The sequence below is a fragment of the Bradyrhizobium sp. Leo78 genome, assembly GCF_059512425.1.
This window is the reverse complement of record NZ_JCAMOT010000054.1, coordinates 22,822-42,946: the sequence shown is the minus strand read 5'-3', so window position 1 is coordinate 42,946 and position 20,125 is coordinate 22,822. Positions and strand designations below refer to the sequence as shown.

The window sequence follows — 20,125 nt, the reverse complement described above, 5'->3', positions numbered from 1 at the left end:
CCGTGTTCTAGCAGAAAGCGCTCCAACTGGCTGCCCTTCGCAACGCAGGTGCGAAAGAAGTGCTTCAACGGCACTATCGGGCGTCGATTGAGCATCGCTATCAACGCACATGAGGGACTCTGGTTGCGGCGGTCGGTGCCACCTCATGAAGGGCCAGTACCGCAACGCTATCCGGATCGTCAGCTTCAATATCGGTGAGGGTTGATCCCGCGAGGCATTCGCAATCTCTCCCCTGATGCCTATCTCCGGTGCGGCCCCGACAAGGAAGATAAGCTCGCAAGCATGAAATACAGCGATCGGGCAAGCCAAGCGCCGATGATTCATTTCCCGGCGATGGCTTTGGACAGAACATCGCACTGCTCGTCGAAGTCCAAATGCGGGTTTTGCCTTTTCACGACCTGTTCCAGCTCAAGCGCCGCGATAGCAAGCTCAACACCTAAACGCTTAAACAGCTCGCGTTGACGTGGATCCGTCGCCGACGTGCCGAGGTCGGCAAAGTGCTTCGCGTCAGCTCGAAGTTGGTGCCACTTCCCGGTGAGGTCCTTCATGGCTCATGTCCTCGGTTTGGCGTCGTTCTTGGCGGTCGAGTGCGACGCGCACTGCAGAGCTTTCGCCCAGCGGCCGCATCCGACACCTTCTTTCGAAGGGCAAGCAGCTGAGCCCTTTCCTGTTCCAGCCTGTCCATAACGATAATCACGATTTGAAAGTCCTCTTTAGAACCACCTTCGATTGGAAAATCCATTTACGCCTCCCTCGGGAAAAAATAGCATCGCCTCACCCGAGCGGCGGTCCACTTACCTGTGTTAAGCCGAAGCGAGATTTATTCTGCTCTTGAACATAGACAGCCTATCTGAGCGAATCCGACGAGTCAGATTCCCGACAGATCAGAATGAACTTACCTGCGCTGATCTCCGCTTGAATGCTCGCAAATCGAGCCGGCGAGATTGACTAGATCGTCTTACCAGCGAAAAACTCCGGCGCTAGCGCGTGCGTTCCTCAGCCAGACAACCGGGAAAACGCGGCAACTTTCGGGGGAACGATGCCGCTCACCACGGCTTTAAGGTAGATAATGTGCCCCCGGAGGTATTTGCCGATGACGAAAGGAAATGACGCCATGGATGCCGTTGAGCGTGGTTTCCTCGCTTGCGCGCTGGTCGGATTTTTCGTCTTGGCGACAGCCATTTGGCTGATGTAGGCTCCGGCGCCCAAAGAGCCGTTGCGGCCCGAAGTCAAGCGCCGTCGGCTCCATCAGCGATGCGATCGGTCTGCCGCTATGCGAAAGCGTTCTTCGCCTCGTACGCGGTGACCAGCGTCCGCATGCATCGGTTCGGAAGTAGACCTTGCCATACTCCAATATTCGGTCGTTCGACCTGTAGGGCACAGACGACACCTCGACTTCGCCGATCTCTGCTGGGCCGAAGTGGAAATGATCCCTCTTCTCGCTGAGGTGCTACAATTCTCGCACAAGATACTGCCCTTCTGCGGCACCTCTGAGGTTGAGAGCAACACTAAGCCGAAACGAGCGTAGTTTTCGTTAGCGCCCCCTAACGCAACCGGTAAGAATTTTGGCCGTGCCGGTAAGCGGGCCGAAAGTACCGTATCGTATCAATCAGGCATCGAACGCCGAGTTCAGGATGCGCAGGGAACGCCAGAAGCCGCCCAAAGTTCGTCCGAGCCTTATCGACAGGATACAGCTGGCGGCGTCCTATGGTCGGCAGGTTGATGGGATTTGGATCGGAAGTTACTTTGCGCCGGAGCACTTGCCGCGCGTCGAACGTGCGCTGCTTCTCGTAAAGCAGCACAGTCCCTTGCAGTATTCCCGCATTATCAGGGACCTTGAGCGTATTTGGATTTTCCTGCTGCCGGGCGGCCTTGCCGAATACAAGCATTCACTCAAGGCGTGTGTGCTCGACAAGCGATTCGTGGCCGATTCGGCGGTGCGTATAGAACAGATCGCCTCAGCTATCGTGCACGAAGCCACGCACGCAAAGCTGGAGCGGTTCGGAATCGAATACGACGAAGATCAGCGCGCGAGAATCGAGGCGATCTGTTTTCGTCGAGAGTTGGCCTTTGCCGTTCGATTGCCTGACGGCGCCCAGCTCTGGGAAGACCGGGCACGAGATCTAAATTGGTACCAAGCCAACCCAGACTATTTTCGTGATGCTCAATTCATCGAGCGCCACGCCGATGGTCAAGTTGAGATGCTTCGAGACATCGGGACTCCGGAGTGGCTCATCCGAGCTATGCCCGCCCTGCAGTCAATAGCCGGCTGGGCAAGGAGATTGTTCCGCGTCGCCTCGCGTCCGGGCTGAAAGTTCACAGCTACCGCAAGATCGCAGTCCATCGCAGGTTATCCGGCCAGAGCGCCCCACGGGCTGCAACACACGAAATCGCACGGTGTCGGATCACTACCGGTTGTAGCGCGCGGCAGGCAACGGCGTCATAAAGGAACTGCGAAGCAATAGTGCCTATCTTCATCGGCCGCGGCACGCCACTTCCGCACGACGTAACGCACTGGTTTATTTGCGTTTTTTCGTTTTTCCCGTTTTGACACCTCCGTGCAATCGACTGCAAGAAACGCGTAACTCAGCTCCCCGCAAAGTGCTGGCCAGGGTTCAGCTTGGATGCATTCGAATGCCCGCAGGGTCGGCGGGCGCACACCCCTCTGCAGCTCCCCCGAGCAAAAATAGTAGCGAACTGTGCTCAACCGAACAGAGACTTAGCGTCGATTGGCTAGAGTCCCACGTCCGCGTAGCGTACAGGCCAGCGAGGACGTGAGCCATGAAGGACCTCAGCGGAAGATTGCACCAGCTTCGGGTGGATGCCAACAATTGTGCCGTCATGGCCATGTCGGCGACGGATCCGAACAAACGCGAGCTGCTTAAGCGTTTGGCGGATGAGCTTGCCATCGAAGCACTTGAGCTGGAGCAGGTCGTGAAAAGCCAAACCGGGCATGTGGGCTCCGACGAGCAGTACGACGAGCAGTACGACGAGCAGTACGATGCCTTCTCCAAGCCAGCGTTAGATCCCCCTATGCCGGTCCGGAGAAAGCCGCTCGCCGGCTCGTGAAGTGCGTGCGTGCAGTCGAGCGAAACAGACGGACTGCATTCACATCGAGAAAATCAACTACTCGTTTCTTTTTCAGGACAAGGCCAAGCCGCCCGGATACGGCGCCGGGTTTAAGTTCGCGATCGAGCGCAGGCTTGTGGATGCACGAGAGCGGCACCTACGTGAAGATCACGCCTGAAGCTGCCGAGATGCTTATTTGAAATCGCTGATCTGGCAGGAAGCTCTGCGGAAAGAAAGGTCCCAGCATCGGGGCCAAGCTGGGACCTTTCCTCTCCGGACGCGACAGGCGGCTGTTGCACGACTGTCCACTATCGAGGTCCCTAAAGGGTTCGATACCCGGACAGCATCCTCTCCACGTCACGTGCATGCCGCATGTACGCCTCGCCGATATCATGCCGCCTTGTTTCAGAACCTCAGTCGCGCTTGCGGCGGCGCTTAATCAGCCAATAGACGCCATAGCCGATGGCGAGCACCGGAAGACCGGCGCCAGCAATCGGCCCGGGGGCTCCGCTGATGTGGTGGGGGTGGTCTCCTCTATGGCGACCGCCGGAGGCATTTGCAGGCGGGACAATCATCGTCAGGGCGAGGACAAAAAACGCGGCGGAAATGCCAGATAAAATCTTCACTAGATTTCTCCTGCATTTTGACCAGGCGCAAATAATGCTAATAAATTCTCGATTTAAAATTTAAATAGTTTAATTATTAAGAATTTTTTCTCGCACTCTGGCCGCCAACGGTTCATCCGCGGCTTTGGGAAAAACGGTCGTTACGTCAATAGCGCTGCATTTTTCCCAATCGGCGAAGCGATATCCTTCTCATGTGGGGCTTTCGGTGCATCATGCAATTCAGCCGCATCATCGGTCCGACGGAAGACTTCCAAGTTTGGAGCGCGATAAGCCGCGGGTTCTCGTTCGTGATCAGTAATGAGAGCCGAACCGGCCCCGGGCTTCACGGAGAGCCCGGCTTTGTTGCCTCGTGGCGCCCCATCGATCTGAACAGGCCTGCGATCAGAGTGGGCGGTTCGCCGTTCAAAACCTTCGCTGAAGCCGAGAATGCGTGTGAGGCGATGCTGAAGCACCTGACCGACGACAGGGCCGGATAGGAGCATGAGCACGCCTGCGGCTGCGGCGCGGTCGGCCCGCCCTGCAACGTCCCGGCGCCTGGTAACGCACGTTGTGGAATATCCACTGGCGTCTCCATCACCGGTACTGTCCCTGGCGACCAGACGTGGTCAGCTTTGGAACACCAAAGGTTGGGGCGAGTTTAAATACGGCCGTAATCCAGGCGGAGGCCCGAGACAAAGAAGGGCCGAACCATGACAACATTCCGAACCGACCAGGTTGACGACAATAGGGTGAACATCAAGCGCGCCCCGAACACGCTGGCCGGGTCGATCGCCCGGGTCGACGATCACTGGCACGTCGAGATCATGTGGGGCGGCCCTGGCGGTGCCATTATCTACGAGGCGCCATCACTGCCCCGCGCGTTGGCGTTCATGGATGGGGTCGACGCGGCATTCGAACGGGTGATCAGGCTCGGAGAGCGCTAGACCATATTCTGTTCTGATTGACCGCCGCTTATGTGCCGCAGACGGTGTGGGTTGCGCATCGCAACGGAGCCATTGGCCCTCCGACGGCACGAATTCCAACGATGAGCTGCTGCTCGCGACACTCAAGGCGTTTTGCGAAATCTGAAATCGCGGTAGGTCGCACCTTCCATGATCGTGTTGGCGGCGATACGCGGATCGCTTCAGGTCGAAATGCCAGGTTTTGGCTCACTGCGATCGCTAAGGCGGGCGCCGCGCCAGGTTGAAGTTCCGGGCCTTGTCCAGATTGCGCGCCTTTTCCAACGCGACTGCACTGGGCAAAAGGGCCGAGGTGAGATCTGCCTCGGTGAAATCGGCGCCGGCGAGATTGGCATTGGACAAGTCGGCACCCGCAAGGTCGGCGTGGTTGAGGTTACAATTCGCCAGATTGGCGTTCTGCAGCTGCGCGAATCCCAGATCGGTGCGCGAGAGATTGGCACCGCTCAGATCCGCATTCCTGAGATCGGCAGATTTGAGCACGCCACGCATCAGGCCCATCGATTGGTTGCGCATATCAGCGCTCAGATCGGCGCCCGCAAGCGTGGCTCCAATCAAGTTGGCACCTGAAAGATCTGCGGTGATGCGAGCGCCGTTCAGATCGGCGCCGCCAAGCTTGGCGCGTTGCATCTGCGTGCCGAGCAGCGATGCCCCTACGAGAGACGCGTCCGTCAAATCCGCGTCGACCAGCCAGGCCTGGTTCAGGGTGGCCCGATCGAAGCGCGCGCGTTTCAGGCGAGTCCGGTTGAGCTTGACGAGGCGAAGATTGCCGCCGGAAAAGTCGAGGCCTGAGAGATCGAGATGCGACAGCCGCTTTCCTTGCAAATCCGCAGAGCGTTGGCCGGCGCCGTCCTCAGGCGCCATCTTGAGCAGCGCCTCGACCTCGGCGCGCGTCATCTCCGATGTCGACATTTCGGGACTGTTGAGGTCGACGCTGCGCAGCAGGTCCTGCGATACGGCGTCAATGGGATCAACCAGCAGCGCCGTCATCGACGCAAGGGCAAATGCGAGACGAAACAGCATCGCTGTCGCTCCGCTCCAGTAACCCGCTATTGTCTCTTGTATTAAGGTGAAGCGTCAAGTCACGGTCCTGGTGGTTGGAGGGAGCAAACAGGCCGCTAGATCATAGGGCTGCGGCGAAGCAATAGTGCCCATCTTTATCGGCCGTAGCGCGCCATCGTCGGGTTCAACTCGGCAAGATGAGGCACGTGGTTGTGCCATGAGCGAGCAATCGGCCCTTGACGTCAGTGACACGCCCTTCGGCCGTGCCGATGCGGCGTCCACAATTCAAGACCGTTCCTTCGGCCCTGATCTGGCCTGTTTCCGGCGTGATGGGACGCACAAGAGAAATCTTGAACTCGAGCGTTGTCTGGGCCACGCCCATGTCCAGCATCGATTGGACCGCGAGCCCCATACAGCTATCAAGCAGCGTCGCCGTGAGACCACCATGGACCGTGCCGGCTGGATTCAAGTGGGCGCCAGTTGGGATGAGCGTCACGACAACGCGACCGCGTGTCGCTTCGGTGACATCGTATCCCAAGGCTTGCGCCAAGGTGTTGAGAGGAATCGTGCCACTCGCAAGGCCCTGCACGAACTCCAATCCACTCATCGCCTTCTGTGTCTCGGCATCCACCGTCCCGAAGGTCTTGGTCAGCATCATATCGCTCCGTCTCGCTCAGCTCGTTTTCGCTCTTGGCGACGTGTTCTTGCGAAACGCCGATGGTGACCGGCCATAGATCCGGCTGAAAGATGCGCTCATGCGCCTTGCGCTCGAAAACCCGGCACGCTTGGCGATGAGAGGAATTGGAAGATCGCTTTCATCGAGGAGACGCTTTGCACGTTGAACACGAAGCGAAAGCGCGACTTGCAGGGGCGATGCATCGAGGTGCTCGGCAAACAGGCGCGCGAGGTGCCGGGCCCCTACTCCGAGACGATCGGCCAATGCTTCGATATTGCTCCGATCAAGCGCACCGTTTTCGATGAGGGCCAGTGCACGCTCGACAGTCGTCCTGGTCCCCTTCCAGGCCGGGCAGAATGGAGCGGCCTCCGGACGGCAGCGGAGGCAAGGTCGAAAACCCGCGTGTTCTGCGGCAGCGGCGCTGCGATAAAACCTCACATTCCGCGAGAGCGGCGTTCGCACCGGGCAGACGGGCCGGCAATACACCCCCGTCGTCTTCACCGCCACAAACACCAGCCCGTCCCACGCCGGATCGCGGCGCCGAAATGCTTCATACTGTGCGGCGAAGTCGAGCATGCGATTGCTATAATGACCATCGCCGCAGGTGGCGAGCCACTCCGCAAGATCGGGTCCGAAAACGACCGCCGCCAGGACGGTGCGCGCTCATAGCCATAGCCACGCAGGATAGAGCATCGGATTTCGACTCCGAGGGGCGGAAGTTCGAATCTCTCCGAGCGCGCCAGTCTCGAGCGGGGTAAGCCAATATCTGCGCACGCGTGCCGCAGCAGCGCGGTCTGGGATGGACCGCGGCTATTTTTCGACTTCGACGACGTACCTCCGTACGACTTTGACCGCCTTGTCACGCTGCGGTGCAAGGTCCGCCCAGGCTTTCGACTTGTAGAACGCTACGGCGTCATCCAAGCTATTCCATTCGACGATTCCCACCCCTTTGGGGGCTGGCCCACCGTCTATCTCAACAATCCGTCCGGCCGCGGTGCGCAAAGCGTGACCATGGGCTGCTTCTATCGCCTTCCGGGCGGCAGGCAAGTACGCGGCTTGGGCTGAAGCATCGAGGATCTCAATTTCGCCGACGGAGTAAGCTTTCGGCTTAGCTCCTTGAGCGTGGAGGCCTTGGACCGCGATAGCTCCAATTGCGACGCCCACTAGCAATACCATTGCGAGTTTGGAACTAGATCTCATGGCGTTTCCTCCGATTTTGCAATTTCAATCGAAGACGGGTGCCCCCTAGCCGTGTGTCGGAATGGCCAACTGAAGGTTCAAAGCAGAGGGGCTGCTAATGCGCAAAACGCTTGCTGTCCCTAGCGGATGTACGGAGGAGCGACGCAAGCGCTGACAAGACCACTTGCAAGACGCCATCTACGATTTTGGATCTTGCACGCTGTTGTATTGCCGTCATTCTAACGACAACAGGCTGGCCGGCTTGAAGCGTAGGCTTCGGCAGTCACGCTTCCTTCCGCCAACGCGATCACGGTCTATTTTCCTCATCCGGAATGGCAGTTCGCCTACGACATGGACAACGGGGTGGCCGTCGCCAACCGGAAGAAGCTGCTCGACCCCCCGCAACCGACAGGATGAAGATGCTGGGCTTCCACTGGCCCTATCCCGGCCTGGGCTTTGCCGAGCGGAAGGGCACGGGATATCAATATGTGCCGGCGGCCTGACGAACCGCCTTCCCGACATCGTCGGTGGCGAAATCCTCCCGAGGCAATTCGCAAGCGGCGCCGCAATCTGCCGAATTCTTCTTGAAGCTTCAGAGCGTATCCGATAAAGTTACAACTATTGGTCGATACGTTTGCTGTTGATAGATATTGCAATCTCCGAGAGTGCGATGCAGCGCTGGCTGATTTCAGGCGCATCGGGGCAGTTAGGCGGTCATATCCTCCGTGCGCTCTCGCATCGTCGTCCTGGCGACTATGTGCATGCGCTTGGCCGTGCCCCGCTGCCGGGTGCCCATGTCACCGAATGGGTGGATCTCAGAAGCGGCGCGGCTTTGATGGAGTTGCTGCAACGCGCGGCGCCCACGCGCGTCCTGCACCTTGCTGCAGTGCCGCCGGTGGTCGCCGAGTCCAATCCCGCCTCCTGCCATGCGCTCCACGTTGGCGCCGCGATGAGGATGGCGGCTTACGCCGCCTCCACGAACGGCTGGATGCTGTATGCCTCGTCCGATTTCGTGTGGGACGGAAACGGCGGGTTCCACGATGAAGGCGATGTGCCGCTTCCGGCGAACGTCTATGGCCGAAGCAAGCTTGCCGGCGAGCGTGTCGTCGCAGAGCACGGCTGTGGATTGGTCGCCCGCTACTCGCTGCTGTTCGGTTTCCCGGTCAATCAGCGCCAGACATCATGGACCACGATCGCCGCACGCCTGAAGCGCAACGAACCGGTCGCCGCGATAGACAACGAATGGCGATCGGCAATCAGCCTGGCCGACGCTGCTTTGGCAACAATAGAGCTGGCAGCGCAGCGCCATCGTGGACTCGTGCACATTTCAGGCTCATCCGCGATGACGCCGTACGAGATCATCAGCATGATGCGCCAGGAGATGAACTCGGTGTCTGAGATCCAGCGGGTCTCGCGGGCCTCGTTCAGCCCGAACATGATCCGGCCGCGCAACGTCACCCAGTCGAACAGCCGGCTGAGGCGCCTCCTTCCGGGATTCGAACCCATGCCTTTACGCTCTGCTCTGCGCACCCCACGGGGCGCGGTGCCGCGCTTTTCCGTGATCATTCCGGTGTATCACGGAGCCGACACCGTGGGGCGGAGCCTGGCTGCACTTGCCGATCAGCAATTCGATGACGATGACGGACTGCAAGCGAGCGATGTCGAGGTGCTGCTGGCACTGAACGACGGCCGACCAGACAGCGAGGCGGCGGCGGAGGCGCATGTCGCGAGCCTGCGTGCACGGAACTTCCACGTGCGATTGCTACGGACCCCGCCGACCCGCCGCGCCGCCATAGCCGCGGCCGAGGCGGTGGCGGCTGCCGGCAGCCTTCGTCTCTATCTGGACCAGGACGCCAGATTATCTCCGCACGCGCTTTCCGCCATATTTGCAGCGCTCACGACGAGCACAGGCATTCAATTCGCCGCGCCTCGCGCGCGGTTCGATCCCTCCCCTTCCCTGGTGGTGCGCGCGTTCTGCCGCTACTGGTGCGCTTTACCCTATTGCGATGCTTCGCCCGTCACCATGGGCGCCTATGCGGTGTCAGCCGAGGGCCGGCGACGTTGGGGCGCGCTCCCGCAGCTCGCTTCGGACGACAAGTTTGTCCGGATGCTGTTCGCGCCGAAGGAGCGGCTGCTGCTGACGTCGGAGAGCTATCATGTGGTGGCGCCGCAAGGCTGGCGCGAGCTGATCCGAGCCCGGCGCCGCTACCTGCGTGGTAATCGCGAACTGGCGCGCGCGTCGCACCTTGCTCCTCCAGATCCGGTTCCACGTTACAGGGGCGTGCTCAGGCCGCTGTTGCGACCGTCGGCCTGGTTCGACTTCGCGGTCTTCGTCGCGGCCTATGGGGCGACCTGGCTGGCGGAAAGCGTCGGGGCGCGAACGATGAGACCATCGTGAACCGCGCCCTTGATGTCGTCATCCCCGCAGGTGGCGATCCTGGGCTGCTTCTGCGATGCCTGGTTGCACTTCGGTGCGACGGCGACGAGATCGACCTTCGGGTGATCGTGGTGGCAAACGGGCCTGCGTTAAGCCAAAACCAGGCGACCGCCCGGTCATTGCTGACGGCGTTCGAGAATGAACGCCAAACATTGATCGTCGTAGCGAACACCTGTCCGGGCAAGACCGCAGCGCTCAATCGGGGCGATCGCGAACGTCGCGGCGGGGCGGTCCTTTACCTTGACGCTGACACCATCATTCTCCCTGGCACCTTGGCCGCGATTGTCGCGGGCCTGGCCACCGATGAGCCGCTTCTCGTCGCGCCCCCCATGGTGCTGGTTCGGCCAGAGGGCCGACTGGAGCGCGGGTTCGCCTCGGTGTGGCCGCGTCTCTCCGGGATGGAAAACGACGTCGTCGGGGCCGGCCTCTATGCCACGAACGCGGCGGGCCGCCGCAGGTGGCGCGAGTTTCCCCTGATCGCGGCGGACGATCTGTTCGTGCGCTCGCGCTTCGCGAGAGGCGAACGAAAACTGCTTGCGGCGGGCGGCTTCCTGTTCAACATCCCACAAGGATCGGATCTGCTCCGCGCCAAGCGCCGATGGGACCACGGCAATCGCGCCCTTGCAGGACTGCACGATGTTCAACCAGGTAACCTGCCCAAGAGGTCGTTCCGGTCCCGATTGGGCGATGTCGGGCGGCTCTGGCGAGAAGGCCCTGGCCTCGCCTGCTTCGTACTGCTTGCGCTCTCGGCACGGCTCACACGAGGCGAGAGCGATGGTGCCGCCGCGTGGATCGGGCCAACGCCGCGGCCGATTGCACCAATCGCACCACGCCGGCCGCACATCGGCATATGCATCGTCACGCATAACAACGCTGACGAGATCGAAGCCTGCCTCGCTTCGCTGAAATCCCGCTGGTCCGATCTTTCGATTCGAATCGAGGACAACGCGTCGGTCGACCGCACGGTCGATCTGGTTCGACGAACCGGATGCCGCACGAAGATCACAGCGAACCTCGTCAATCGCGGTTTCGCCGCTTCGGTCAACCGGCTAGCCGCCGATTTCGGTGAGGAAGTCGACCATCTTCTGCTCGTCAATCCGGACGTCGAACTGGCAGCCGACGCGATCGATCAGTTGATCGCGGCCTCGCTGGCGAGCGAGACGGAGGCGATTGTCGGCGGACGGATGATGCGGCACGACGGCAGCGTCGACCCGACCAACTGCCTTGCCGAACCGTCGCTCCGGCAATCGATCGCGTTCGCATTGGGCCTGCGGCGCTGGCCCTGTTGCGGGTGGCTCGATCCGGATGCGCTCGGCGGCTGGTGCCGCACCGGTATTCGAACAGTCCCCGTGCTCACCGGAGCGACGCTCCTGATCAACCGCGCATTGTGGGACCGCTTGGGCGGGTTCGATGAGCAGTACTTCCTCTATGGCGAAGATGTTGACCTGTGCATTCGGTCGAAAAGACTGTCGAGCGCCACGCTATTCACTGGCTTTGCGCATTATGTCCACCGAGGCGGCGCGAGTTCGGCAGGCGACTCGCAGCGATGGGTCGCCATCCTGCGCGGCAAGGTGAGCCTCTACCGCCAGCACTTGCCCTCGCTCGCAAGCAGATTAGCTCGAGGGCTGCTGCTGTGCGGCGTAGCACTGCGCGCAATGGCTGAAACATCAGGGCTCGCTCGTACAAAAATATGGCGAGACCTGTGGCGGAACCGCGACCTGTGGCGGCGTGGGTGGCCGCCAAATAGCAGCGTGGCTGGCGCCGCAGCTACGTGACAGCCGCGTTCATGCCGCCGAGGTGTCGATCTGGCGGCGGATCACCCGCCGCACCTCCGCATTCGACAGGAACAGATCGTGGTTGATGATGCCCCAGCCCGAGTCGGACGCATCGACCACGCGCACGCCGAGCTTTTCGATGACGGCCTTCTCGGCGGCGCCGACGCGTGTCATGCCGCCGGCGAGCGACCCCGAGAGGGCGAGCGCGCGGTCGTTCGTTGCGGTGATCACGGTGATCTTGCGGGCGAGCGGTCCGATGCGGTTGATGGCCGACGAGAACACGTCCATGTCGATGTCGGGCGAAGCGAACACCACGGCGCCGATCCTGCCGTCAACGGTGTCACCATATCGATCATGGAGCTGGCGCAGGCTTTCGAGCGCCAGCATCGTTCCCATGCTGTGCGCGACGATGTGGACGCGGCCGACGCCCGGAGGCGTTACGATGGCCTGAAGCACGCGCTCGAAGTCATCGCGGGACCACATTGCGCTGTCGCGGTCGTAGGCATAGTCGAACAATCCCGCCTTTGACGGCCAGGAGAACACCATCGTCTGGCCACGGAACCTGATGCCATCGGAGAGGTGGGCCGCATCCAGCGCCGCCGTCTCGAACGTTTGCTTGAAGCCGTGAACATAGATCAGGACGTCTGATCCACCGCCGCCGGCCTGCCCGAGCAGATCGCTGACGTCGCCCGAAACCGGCTCGACCTGATCAATACGCCAATCGGCGAGCCCCGCTGCCGCCAGAGAGAAACGACTTTCGTCCGGCGGCACCAGCTTCGCCCGTGCGACGGTCATCGCGGAGGCCCGATCCGGCCCGAACCAAGGCTTCGCGCGCCCGCCTTTTACGGGCTTGCGCGTGGTTGCGACAAGCAGCGTGGGGTCCACCGACAGCGACGATGCATCGTAGCGCGCGCCGGTCGCGCCCAGGCTGGCGCAGCCGCCGAGCGCGAGTGCGCCCGCGGAGGATGCGAGCCCGCCCAGCAGAGCACGGCGGGACATCATGACTTCGTTTTGCAGTAAATGTCGGACGATCACGCGGGACTTCAGAAGCCGCCTCCGTAAGACCCGCCCCTCACGAATTTCCTGAATGATGATGGCGGCGAGAAAAGGGCGGCAGCTTCAGGCCGGGACGTCGCGCAAGACCGCCGAACGGCGTACACTTGTCGATTGCGGCGCGGAACCGGTCGGAACCCAGCGAAGCAAAGTTCCCTTGTGGCCATTCCAGTGAAGCCTTCGACCGCCTCACGCAGCGAGCCTTCGACGAAGGCGCCCGTCGTCCTGCTTATCAATGAGAGCAATCTGCCTAAAGCATCACGAGCTGGACCACACCATCTTCGAGCTCACCGCGAGCAAGTCTGGCGCGAGCGATATGCTCGAACTCGGTTCGATGTCTGTGCAAGTAGCTGAGAGCTTGGTTCTGGGTCCGAAAAGTCGTCCGAAGTCGGCACGCTTGCCTGACCGGCCCGAGCGCCAGCGAGAATGTAATGGTTTGCCCTGACTCGGTGGTGGATACCGTCCCCATGCTCTTCGCCATGTGTCCGCCTACTCCATAGGAAATGAGCGTCAGATGGTTTTCGCACTGCGCCGCTGAGCGCCGGAAGTCAATGGAGTTGCCGCCTTAATCGAAGCGCCTCGTCTAGGTGCCCATCGGCGATGAGAGTAGCTTAGGCCGTCGATAGTCCATTTCGACTCAATACCCGGCCAAAGTATGTTCCGTGCCGTTTTGCCGAAGCGCCCTAAGCCTCCCGCTCGCGAGCGCAAACCCGCACGTGCTGCGATCCTCAATGCGAGCTGGTGACCAGTCCTGCGCGGTCGCGCTCGATCGAGTTCCGGGGGTGCTCACGGCGGGGAGCACCCTGACGGAAGGTGTTCACAGTGGGGCCACCGTGATTTCACGGAATCCAAATCAGATCACAATACCGCTAAGGTTCTTTTGCCGGGGCCAATTTCATCCCGAACAGATTTATTAACCGGCAAGGGCCGCTGAGAAATCAGCGGCCCTTTCGTTTCAGCGCCTCGGCGCGACCGGAATGCGGCGTTCAACCGGATCTGCCGAGCCGCAGTTTGCTGGGCCTGACGCCATAGCGCCGGAGCAAGGCTCTGCTCAGCGCTCCCTCCGACTGGTAGCCGACATCGGCGGCAATCACGCAAATCCGGTCGTTCGTGGTCATGAGCCGCTGTCGCGTGAAGCCGAGACGCAGTTCGGTGAGGAAGGCGAGCGGTGCCAGTCCGGCCAACTTGCGGAACGACCTGACGAGCGTTGCCCGGGATGCCGCGGACGCCTTCGCCAGAAGATCAAGCGTCCAGTCGCGGGCGGGCTCCCGCAGCATCGCAAGCACCGCATGCGACGTCGAGCGATGGGTCAGAAGCGCGAGAAGACCGCTAGCCCGCGGCACCTCCCTCAGGTGTTCACGCAGCATCATCACGAAGAGTGCGGTCGCCAGATTGGTCGCGATGATCGTAGAGCCGGTCTCGTTCGAATCCAGTTCGTCGCTGATGCAGATCGCGAGCATGTGCAATCGCTCGGCCAGCACGACAAAGTTCGGAAGCGCGGCCATAAGCGCTTGCTCGGACGCAGCTTCACCCCGCAATACGCCGCACACGAGCTCGGTGTCGTAGGCGACCCCAGGGGTCGACTTCGTGCGAATGGCATTGCGGAATTCGGTCACGATGCTGCGGTTGGTGCCAACGGTCGAAACCGAGCGGACCACATGAGCGTCACCGTGCGGGAGCAGCAATGTATCGCCAGCGCCAAGCTTCACCGGACCGTGACCGGTCACCTTCCCAGACCGCACGAAACAACGCTGCCCGCTTCTGGGGCAAAGCCGTCAGAGATTTTCCAATCCGAGAGCATTCATGCTCACCCTGCCCCAACTCGGGATGTCGCGGCGCGGAACGATGGCTGCTCTTGCTGATTATATCGGATAACAGTCCTCACGGTCACCAATCATGATCTATGCACTCAGCATCATCCTGATTCTAATGGCGGCGGCCGCCAGCGCTGGCGTCCTGATTGTTGCCGGGCTCGACGCTGATATGGGGTCGCACAGAAGCAACGATTGACCAGCGTTGCCTCAATGTGAGCCGGAACACTCCCGAACAGGCTGCCACGACAAAGACCCGCGACTTCACGGAATACATTCACAGCAAGCGCGAGGCTTACGAACTTGCACCGGGATGTCCTGCGGCATCGTGGCAAATGCACTCATGGAATCCGGCGTGCAATTTGGAAAGAACCGGAACAGCCGCTTCGACATGCTGCCGCTCGCTTTGGAACCAATCTAAACGGCCAGTATTCTCCGCTGTAATGGCGGATGGCAGTCACCCGCAAGACGGAGTTGCCGACGATGCAAGATCGAGCCGTGCAATCGGACGCCAAGCCTCAACCGCTGCCGGAAAAAGTGTCGGTGACATTGACCGTCAACGGAACAGAGAGGCGCTTTTCGGTCCTGCCCTGGGTCTCGCTTCTGGATGCGCTCAGGGATCACCTCGATCTCACCGGCACCAAGAAGGGGTGCGACCACGGCCAATGCGGCGCATGCACCGTGCTTGTCGACGGTCGCCGCATCAATTCGTGCCTGACTCTTGCAGTGATGCGGGACGGTGCACACGTCACCACCATCGAGGGACTGGCAGCCAATGGGGCGCTGGACCCGTTGCAGCAGGCTTTCATCGACCATGACGCTTTCCAGTGCGGCTATTGCACGCCCGGGCAGATCTGCTCCGGCGTCGGGTTGATCGCCGAGGGACGGGCCAAGACCCCTGACGAGATCAGGGAATTCATGAGCGGCAACATCTGCCGCTGCGGCGCCTATCCCAACATCGTCGCCGCGATCCAGCAGGCGATGGGGACCAGGCCATGATCCCATTCCAATATACGAAAGCAAATAACGTCGCCGACGCCGTGCGGCTGATTGCGGCCACTAGCGGCGCAAAGTTCATCGCCGGCGGCACCAATCTGCTCGATCTCATGAAAGACAATGTCGAGCGGCCGACGACGCTGATCGACATCTCCCGCCTGCCGCTCAGCTCGGTCGAAGAGACAGCATCGGGAGGCTTGCGGATCGGCGCGCTGGTGCCGAACTCCGACCTTGCCTGGCATCCGCTGATCGAAAAGCGCTATCCGCTGGTGGCAAGCGCAATTCTTGCCGGCGCCTCGCAGCAATTGCGCAACATGGCTTCCACCGGCGGCAACCTGGTGCAGCGGACGCGATGCGCCTATTTCTATGACACGGCCACGGCCTGCAACAAGCGGCAGCCGGGCTCGGGCTGCTCGGCCGTCAATGGCATCAATCGCGGGCACGCCATCCTCGGAGCGAGCACCTCCTGCATCGCGACGCATCCGTCCGACATGTGCGTAGCGCTCGCCGCACTCGATGCCACCGTGCACGTGACGGGCCCCAACGGCGCGCGCGCCATTCCGTTCGCGGACTTCCACCGCTTGCCCGGCAATACCCCGCATATCGACACCAATCTCGGGCCGGACGAGATCATCACCGCGGTCGAGGTGCCGGCAAAGGGCTTTGCGACCAACTACTCCTACCTGAAGATCCGTGACCGGATGTCCTACGCCTTCGCGCTGGTCTCGGTCGCGGCCGCGCTAGAGCTCAAGGACGGCACGATCCAGGAGGCGCGGCTCGCGCTTGGCGGTGTCGCCCACAAGCCGTGGCGCGATCCGGCGGCCGAGGCGGCGCTACGCGGACAGGCCGCTGAGGAAGCGAGCTTTGCCCGCGCCGCTGATCTGCTGCTTCGTGACGCCAGGCCGCAGGCGCATAACGGCTTCAAGGTCGATCTCGCCCGGCGGGCGATCATCCGCACGCTGACGCAGGCTGCGCAGGGCACGCCGCAATCGCAATCGAACAAGACAATCCAATGAGCATGGCCAACAACACCGCGAAAACCTATACCGGCACCGCCACTTCGCGCGTCGACGGCCGCGCCAAGGTCACCGGCGCCGCCAAATATGCCGGCGATTTCAACGAAGGCGGCGTCGCCTATGGCGCGGTCGTGGAGGCAACCATCGCCAGGGGCCGGATCACGCGGATCGACGCCAGCGAGGCGCGGAGCGTACCCGGTGTGATCGACGTCATCACCCACGAGAACAGGCCGCGGGTCGCCGACAGCGATAAAGCCTGGAAGGACGACGTCGCCCCGGAGGAAGGTTCGCCGTTCCGCCCGCTCTATGACGACGCGATCAAGTTCAACCAGCAGCCGATCGCGCTGGTCGTGGCGGAAGAATGGGAAATCGCACGGTATGCGGCATCGCTCGTCCGCGTCGACTATGAGAAGCAGGCGTTCGTCACTGACGTCTATCGCAAGCGCGACGATGCCATCGTCGTCGAGAAGCCCGACAAGCCGCGCGGCGACGCTGCGAAGGCATTTGCGGCGGCCGATGTCCGCCACGAAGCGGATTATTTCATCCCGACCGAGCATCACAACCCGATGGAATTGTTTGCGACCACGGCGATGTGGGAAGCCGGCGGCCCGCTGACGGTCTACGACAAGACCCAGGGCGTGCAGAACGTGCAGCAGTATCTCTGCAGCGTGTTCGAGAAGAAGCCGGAAGAGATCCGCGTGGTCTCGCCCTATGTCGGTGGTGCCTTCGGTTCGGGCTTGCGGCCGCAATATCAGGTGGTGCTGGCGGTGATGGCGGCGCTGAAGCTTCAGCGCTCGGTGCGGCTGGTGCTGACGCGCCAGCAGATGTATGGGCTGGGCTATCGTCCGGCCACCATCGAGCGGCTTGCGCTCGGCGCGCGGCGCGATGGCACGCTCGATACGATCACGCATGAGGCTGTTGGCACGACCTCGCAGTTCGAGGAATTCTCGCGCAACGACACCGGCTGGTCGGCCCTGCTCTACACCTCGCCGAACGCGCGATATGAACATCGCGTGGCGCCGCTGGACGTGCCGACGTCCTGCGACATGCGCGCCCCTGGTGCTGCGACCGGTGTCTACGCGCTGGAGAGCGCGATGGACGAACTCGCGGTCGCGCTGAAGATGGATCCGGTGGAGTTGCGGCTGCGCTGCTATTCGGACCGCGACCAGAACGAGGACCTGCCCTACACCAGCAAACGCCTGCGCGAATGCTATCGCGAGGGCGCCGCGGCCTTTGGCTGGGACAAGCGCAAGGCGGAACCGCGCTCGATGCGCGATGGCAAGACTCTCGTGGGCTGGGGGATGGCCTCCGGCGTTTGGGAGGCGCTGCAGATGCCGACCGCGGTGCGTATCGTAATGACCGCCAACGGCCACGCTGAAGTCTCCTGCGCGGCCTCCGATATCGGTACCGGCACCTATACGATCATGGCCCAGGTCGCGGCCGACAGCCTCGGTCTTCCGATTGAAAATATCAGCGTCAAGCTCGCCGATTCCACGCTGCCCAAGGCACCGGTCGAGGGCGGGTCATGGATAGCGGCCTCCGCCTGCCACGCCGTGATCGCGACCGCGAGCGAGGTTCGGAGCGAGCTGTTGCGTCTGGCTAAGCTGATGAAGGGCTCGCCCCTCGCCGACACGGTCGAGGAAGACGTCGCCCTTTCCGACGGCAAGCTCGTCAGTCGGACGCAGACCGACCGCGGGGTTTCGATTTCCGACATCATGCGGCATGGCGCGCTGGAGCGGATCGAGAAGGAAAGGACCAACGAGTTCGCCGAGGACAAGGCGCACGCCAGGAACACGCATTCGGCCGTGTTCGCCGAGGTCAAGGTCGACGAACAGCTCGGCGTCATCAGGGTCACCCGCGTCGTCAGCGCAGTCGCGGCTGGCCGCATATTGAACCTGAAGACCGGACGCAGCCAGGTGATGGGCGCCGTCGTCGGCGGCATCGGCATGGCGCTGCATGAGGAGACGGTCTACGACCACGGCCTCGGCCGGATCGTCAACCATGACATCGCCGAGTACCATGTGCCCGTCAACGCCGATATCCACGACATCGAGGTGATCTTCGTCGACGAGCCGGACAGCCTGATCAACCCGCTCGGGATCAAAGGGCTCGGCGAGATCGGCATCGTCGGCGTCGCGGCAGCCGTCGCCAATGCCGTCTACCACGCGACCGGCGTGCGGGTGCGCGACCTGCCGATCACCCTCGACAAGGTGCTGGAGCGCCGAAAGGCGGCTTAGAGCGTTTTCGAGCGAGGCATGCCCTCGGACTTGATCCGAGGGTGGACACCGGTTCGCGCGAAGAAAACGCGTCTAAACAAGAATCTAGAGCTTCGGTTCTGATTCCATCAGAACCGAAAATGCTCTCGGCCCTCCTTTTGGGGGGCTGGGGGGCCGGCCGGAGGCTCCGTCCCGCTGGACAGGAACCGGAAAATCCGTAAAGAAACATGGCCTGTCGGAGCGGCGTTGCGCCCGCTTGGACCGGCGCACAAGCGCGAGTAAACAACGTTGGGTTTTGGGGCGATTCCAGCGGTCCGGTTCGATCCGTTCGGGCGCCCTCTCCGGTCCCGCCATTTCGGACAATTCGATATGAGAAAGATCATCCTGGCGCTGGCGCTTCTGTATCCGGCCGCCGCGCTCGCCCAAGGTACGACCCCGCCGGCCGCCCCCGCCACTCCGCCCATGGTCGGCGACAAGCCCCTGATGCAAGTCGGCGCCAAGAAGACGGCGGCGAAGAAAGGCGAGAAGGGCAAGCAGCCATCCGTCGCGCAGAAGCTCCAGGCATGCCAGGAGATCGATGACGGCACCAAGGAGCGGCTGACCTGCTATGACGAGGTCTTCGCGCCGCAACCCAAGCCGAAGCCGGCCGCGGCCAAGGCCGTCAGCGAGTGCCGGTTCGTGAAGGAAGAGGACGAGCGGCTGACCTGCTACAACGGCTTTGCCGACAAGATCCCGAAGCTGCCGCAGTAATCCGGCCGCAATCCGGTTACCAGGTGCCCCAGCCGCCGAAGAAGCCGAAGCGCGACTGCTGCGCCACCCGCATCGGCCGCTGGCCCATGAACATCGGCTGCTGACCCATATACATCGGCTGACCCGCGTACATCGGCTGGTAGGCCCGCGCCCTGGCGACCTTATGCCTCTTCGGCGCCTGCGGCTCGTGCTTCTTGGCGTCGGCCGGTACGTATTGGGCGAAGGTCTCGCGCTCGCGAGCCTGGGCAACCGACGACTCGGCACCGGGTGCTGGCGGAAGCGGCGCGGCAGCCATCTGGGTGGCGGGAGCCGGCGGCACGATGGTCGGGAGGCTGGTGTCGAAAACCACCCGTTCCGGCAGCTTCTGGGCAGACTGGATGCGGACGGTGGACTTGTCGATGCCGGGCGCGCTGTGGCTTGCCGTGGCGGCGTCCTGCGGCACCAGAGCGTCGACTGCGTATAAGGCCGCGAGCAAGGCTCCGCCGACATAAAGGAAATAACGCGTCACCAACATCACAAACAGCTCCCCCGCGCGATGACGCGGTTTAATCGCCTAATGGCGA

21 protein-coding genes and 1 tRNA gene are annotated in these 20,125 nt (G+C 61.9%); 12 read left to right on the top strand and 10 right to left on the bottom strand.

Annotated elements, in window-relative coordinates:
- The coding region (locus AC5ZG1_RS38570; RefSeq protein WP_496136025.1) for a hypothetical protein at nucleotides 1–198 on the top strand (198 nt) is incomplete at its 5' end.
- 122 nt (nucleotides 199–320) lie between these two features.
- Here AC5ZG1_RS38570 and AC5ZG1_RS38565 read toward each other — a convergent pair.
- Together AC5ZG1_RS38565 and AC5ZG1_RS38560 are read right to left on the bottom strand one after the other, a co-directional pair.
- Nucleotides 321–548 (bottom strand): hypothetical protein, encoded by a 228-nt coding sequence (locus tag AC5ZG1_RS38565; RefSeq protein WP_130230575.1) that lies wholly within the window; start codon nucleotides 546–548, stop codon nucleotides 321–323.
- 448 nt (nucleotides 549–996) lie between these two features.
- The gene (locus tag AC5ZG1_RS38560; RefSeq protein ID WP_496136024.1) at nucleotides 997–1,182 is read right to left on the bottom strand and encodes a hypothetical protein; all 186 of its coding nucleotides are present in this window, start codon (nucleotides 1,180–1,182) and stop codon (nucleotides 997–999) included.
- Nucleotides 1,183–1,565: 383 nt separating this feature from the next.
- Here AC5ZG1_RS38560 and AC5ZG1_RS38555 point away from each other — a divergent pair, with 383 nt between their 5' ends.
- Nucleotides 1,566–2,312, top strand: coding sequence for a hypothetical protein (locus tag AC5ZG1_RS38555; RefSeq protein WP_496136023.1), 747 nt, complete (start codon nucleotides 1,566–1,568; stop codon nucleotides 2,310–2,312).
- A 469-nt stretch (nucleotides 2,313–2,781) separates the two neighbouring features.
- The gene (locus tag AC5ZG1_RS38550; RefSeq protein ID WP_496136022.1) at nucleotides 2,782–3,069 is read left to right on the top strand and encodes a hypothetical protein; all 288 of its coding nucleotides are present in this window, start codon (nucleotides 2,782–2,784) and stop codon (nucleotides 3,067–3,069) included.
- A 413-nt stretch (nucleotides 3,070–3,482) separates the two neighbouring features.
- On the opposite strand, the gene AC5ZG1_RS38545 is transcribed toward AC5ZG1_RS38550, so the two are convergent.
- Complete coding sequence (locus tag AC5ZG1_RS38545; protein WP_496136021.1) at nucleotides 3,483–3,695, bottom strand: hypothetical protein; 213 nt, start codon at nucleotides 3,693–3,695, stop codon at nucleotides 3,483–3,485.
- Nucleotides 3,696–3,907: 212 nt separating this feature from the next.
- On the opposite strand from AC5ZG1_RS38545, the gene AC5ZG1_RS38540 reads away from it, so the two are divergent.
- Nucleotides 3,908–4,171, top strand: a complete 264-nt coding sequence (locus AC5ZG1_RS38540) for a hypothetical protein (protein ID WP_496136020.1) — start codon at nucleotides 3,908–3,910, stop codon at nucleotides 4,169–4,171.
- Nucleotides 4,172–4,384: 213 nt separating this feature from the next.
- Entirely contained in the window at nucleotides 4,385–4,618 is a 234-nt protein-coding gene (locus AC5ZG1_RS38535; RefSeq protein ID WP_496136019.1) for a hypothetical protein, read from the top strand.
- A gap of 237 nt (nucleotides 4,619–4,855) precedes the next feature.
- Here the strand turns inward: AC5ZG1_RS38535 and AC5ZG1_RS38530 are convergent, their stop codons facing one another.
- From AC5ZG1_RS38530 to AC5ZG1_RS38520, 3 genes are all read right to left on the bottom strand, one after another.
- A complete protein-coding gene (locus AC5ZG1_RS38530; RefSeq protein ID WP_496136018.1) occupies nucleotides 4,856–5,674 on the bottom strand; it encodes a pentapeptide repeat-containing protein in 819 nt (272 codons plus the stop codon).
- A 163-nt stretch (nucleotides 5,675–5,837) separates the two neighbouring features.
- Entirely contained in the window at nucleotides 5,838–6,308 is a 471-nt protein-coding gene (locus AC5ZG1_RS38525; protein WP_496136017.1) for a PaaI family thioesterase, read from the bottom strand.
- An 18-nt stretch (nucleotides 6,309–6,326) separates the two neighbouring features.
- Entirely contained in the window at nucleotides 6,327–6,905 is a 579-nt protein-coding gene (locus tag AC5ZG1_RS38520; RefSeq protein WP_496136016.1) for a bifunctional transcriptional activator/DNA repair enzyme AdaA, read from the bottom strand.
- 83 nt (nucleotides 6,906–6,988) lie between these two features.
- On the opposite strand from AC5ZG1_RS38520, the gene AC5ZG1_RS38515 reads away from it, so the two are divergent.
- Nucleotides 6,989–7,071: transfer RNA gene (locus AC5ZG1_RS38515), tRNA-Arg, on the top strand.
- A gap of 68 nt (nucleotides 7,072–7,139) precedes the next feature.
- On the opposite strand, the gene AC5ZG1_RS38510 is transcribed toward AC5ZG1_RS38515, so the two are convergent.
- Nucleotides 7,140–7,529, bottom strand: coding sequence for a DUF1330 domain-containing protein (locus tag AC5ZG1_RS38510; RefSeq protein ID WP_496136015.1), 390 nt, complete (start codon nucleotides 7,527–7,529; stop codon nucleotides 7,140–7,142).
- 649 nt (nucleotides 7,530–8,178) lie between these two features.
- Between AC5ZG1_RS38510 and AC5ZG1_RS38505 the strand changes: the two genes are divergently transcribed.
- Entirely contained in the window at nucleotides 8,179–9,906 is a 1,728-nt protein-coding gene (locus tag AC5ZG1_RS38505) for a sugar nucleotide-binding protein (RefSeq protein ID WP_496136014.1), read from the top strand.
- Complete coding sequence (locus AC5ZG1_RS38500; RefSeq protein WP_496136013.1) at nucleotides 9,903–11,720, top strand: glycosyltransferase family 2 protein; 1,818 nt, start codon at nucleotides 9,903–9,905, stop codon at nucleotides 11,718–11,720. Before AC5ZG1_RS38505 ends, AC5ZG1_RS38500 begins: the two co-directional genes overlap by 4 nt.
- A gap of 9 nt (nucleotides 11,721–11,729) precedes the next feature.
- On the opposite strand, the gene AC5ZG1_RS38495 is transcribed toward AC5ZG1_RS38500, so the two are convergent.
- The gene (locus AC5ZG1_RS38495) at nucleotides 11,730–12,719 is read right to left on the bottom strand and encodes an alpha/beta hydrolase (protein ID WP_496136012.1); all 990 of its coding nucleotides are present in this window, start codon (nucleotides 12,717–12,719) and stop codon (nucleotides 11,730–11,732) included.
- 1,040 nt (nucleotides 12,720–13,759) lie between these two features.
- Nucleotides 13,760–14,515: an AraC family transcriptional regulator gene (locus AC5ZG1_RS38490; RefSeq protein WP_496136011.1), complete on the bottom strand. Its 756-nt coding sequence runs from the start codon at nucleotides 14,513–14,515 to the stop codon at nucleotides 13,760–13,762.
- 552 nt (nucleotides 14,516–15,067) lie between these two features.
- Here AC5ZG1_RS38490 and AC5ZG1_RS38485 point away from each other — a divergent pair.
- From AC5ZG1_RS38485 to AC5ZG1_RS38470, 4 genes are all read left to right on the top strand, one after another.
- Nucleotides 15,068–15,583, top strand: a complete 516-nt coding sequence (locus AC5ZG1_RS38485; protein WP_464346079.1) for a (2Fe-2S)-binding protein — start codon at nucleotides 15,068–15,070, stop codon at nucleotides 15,581–15,583.
- Nucleotides 15,580–16,596: an FAD binding domain-containing protein gene (locus AC5ZG1_RS38480; protein ID WP_496136010.1), complete on the top strand. Its 1,017-nt coding sequence runs from the start codon at nucleotides 15,580–15,582 to the stop codon at nucleotides 16,594–16,596. Before AC5ZG1_RS38485 ends, AC5ZG1_RS38480 begins: the two co-directional genes overlap by 4 nt.
- Nucleotides 16,593–18,833 (top strand): xanthine dehydrogenase family protein molybdopterin-binding subunit, encoded by a 2,241-nt coding sequence (locus AC5ZG1_RS38475; RefSeq protein WP_496136009.1) that lies wholly within the window; start codon nucleotides 16,593–16,595, stop codon nucleotides 18,831–18,833. Before AC5ZG1_RS38480 ends, AC5ZG1_RS38475 begins: the two co-directional genes overlap by 4 nt.
- A gap of 348 nt (nucleotides 18,834–19,181) precedes the next feature.
- Nucleotides 19,182–19,562, top strand: a complete 381-nt coding sequence (locus tag AC5ZG1_RS38470; protein WP_496136008.1) for a hypothetical protein — start codon at nucleotides 19,182–19,184, stop codon at nucleotides 19,560–19,562.
- A 16-nt stretch (nucleotides 19,563–19,578) separates the two neighbouring features.
- Here AC5ZG1_RS38470 and AC5ZG1_RS38465 read toward each other — a convergent pair whose 3' ends face one another.
- On the bottom strand, nucleotides 19,579–20,076 hold the full coding sequence (locus AC5ZG1_RS38465; RefSeq protein WP_028164048.1) for a hypothetical protein: 498 nt from the start codon (nucleotides 20,074–20,076) through the stop codon (nucleotides 19,579–19,581).
- Nucleotides 20,077–20,125: the final 49 nt, after the last annotated feature.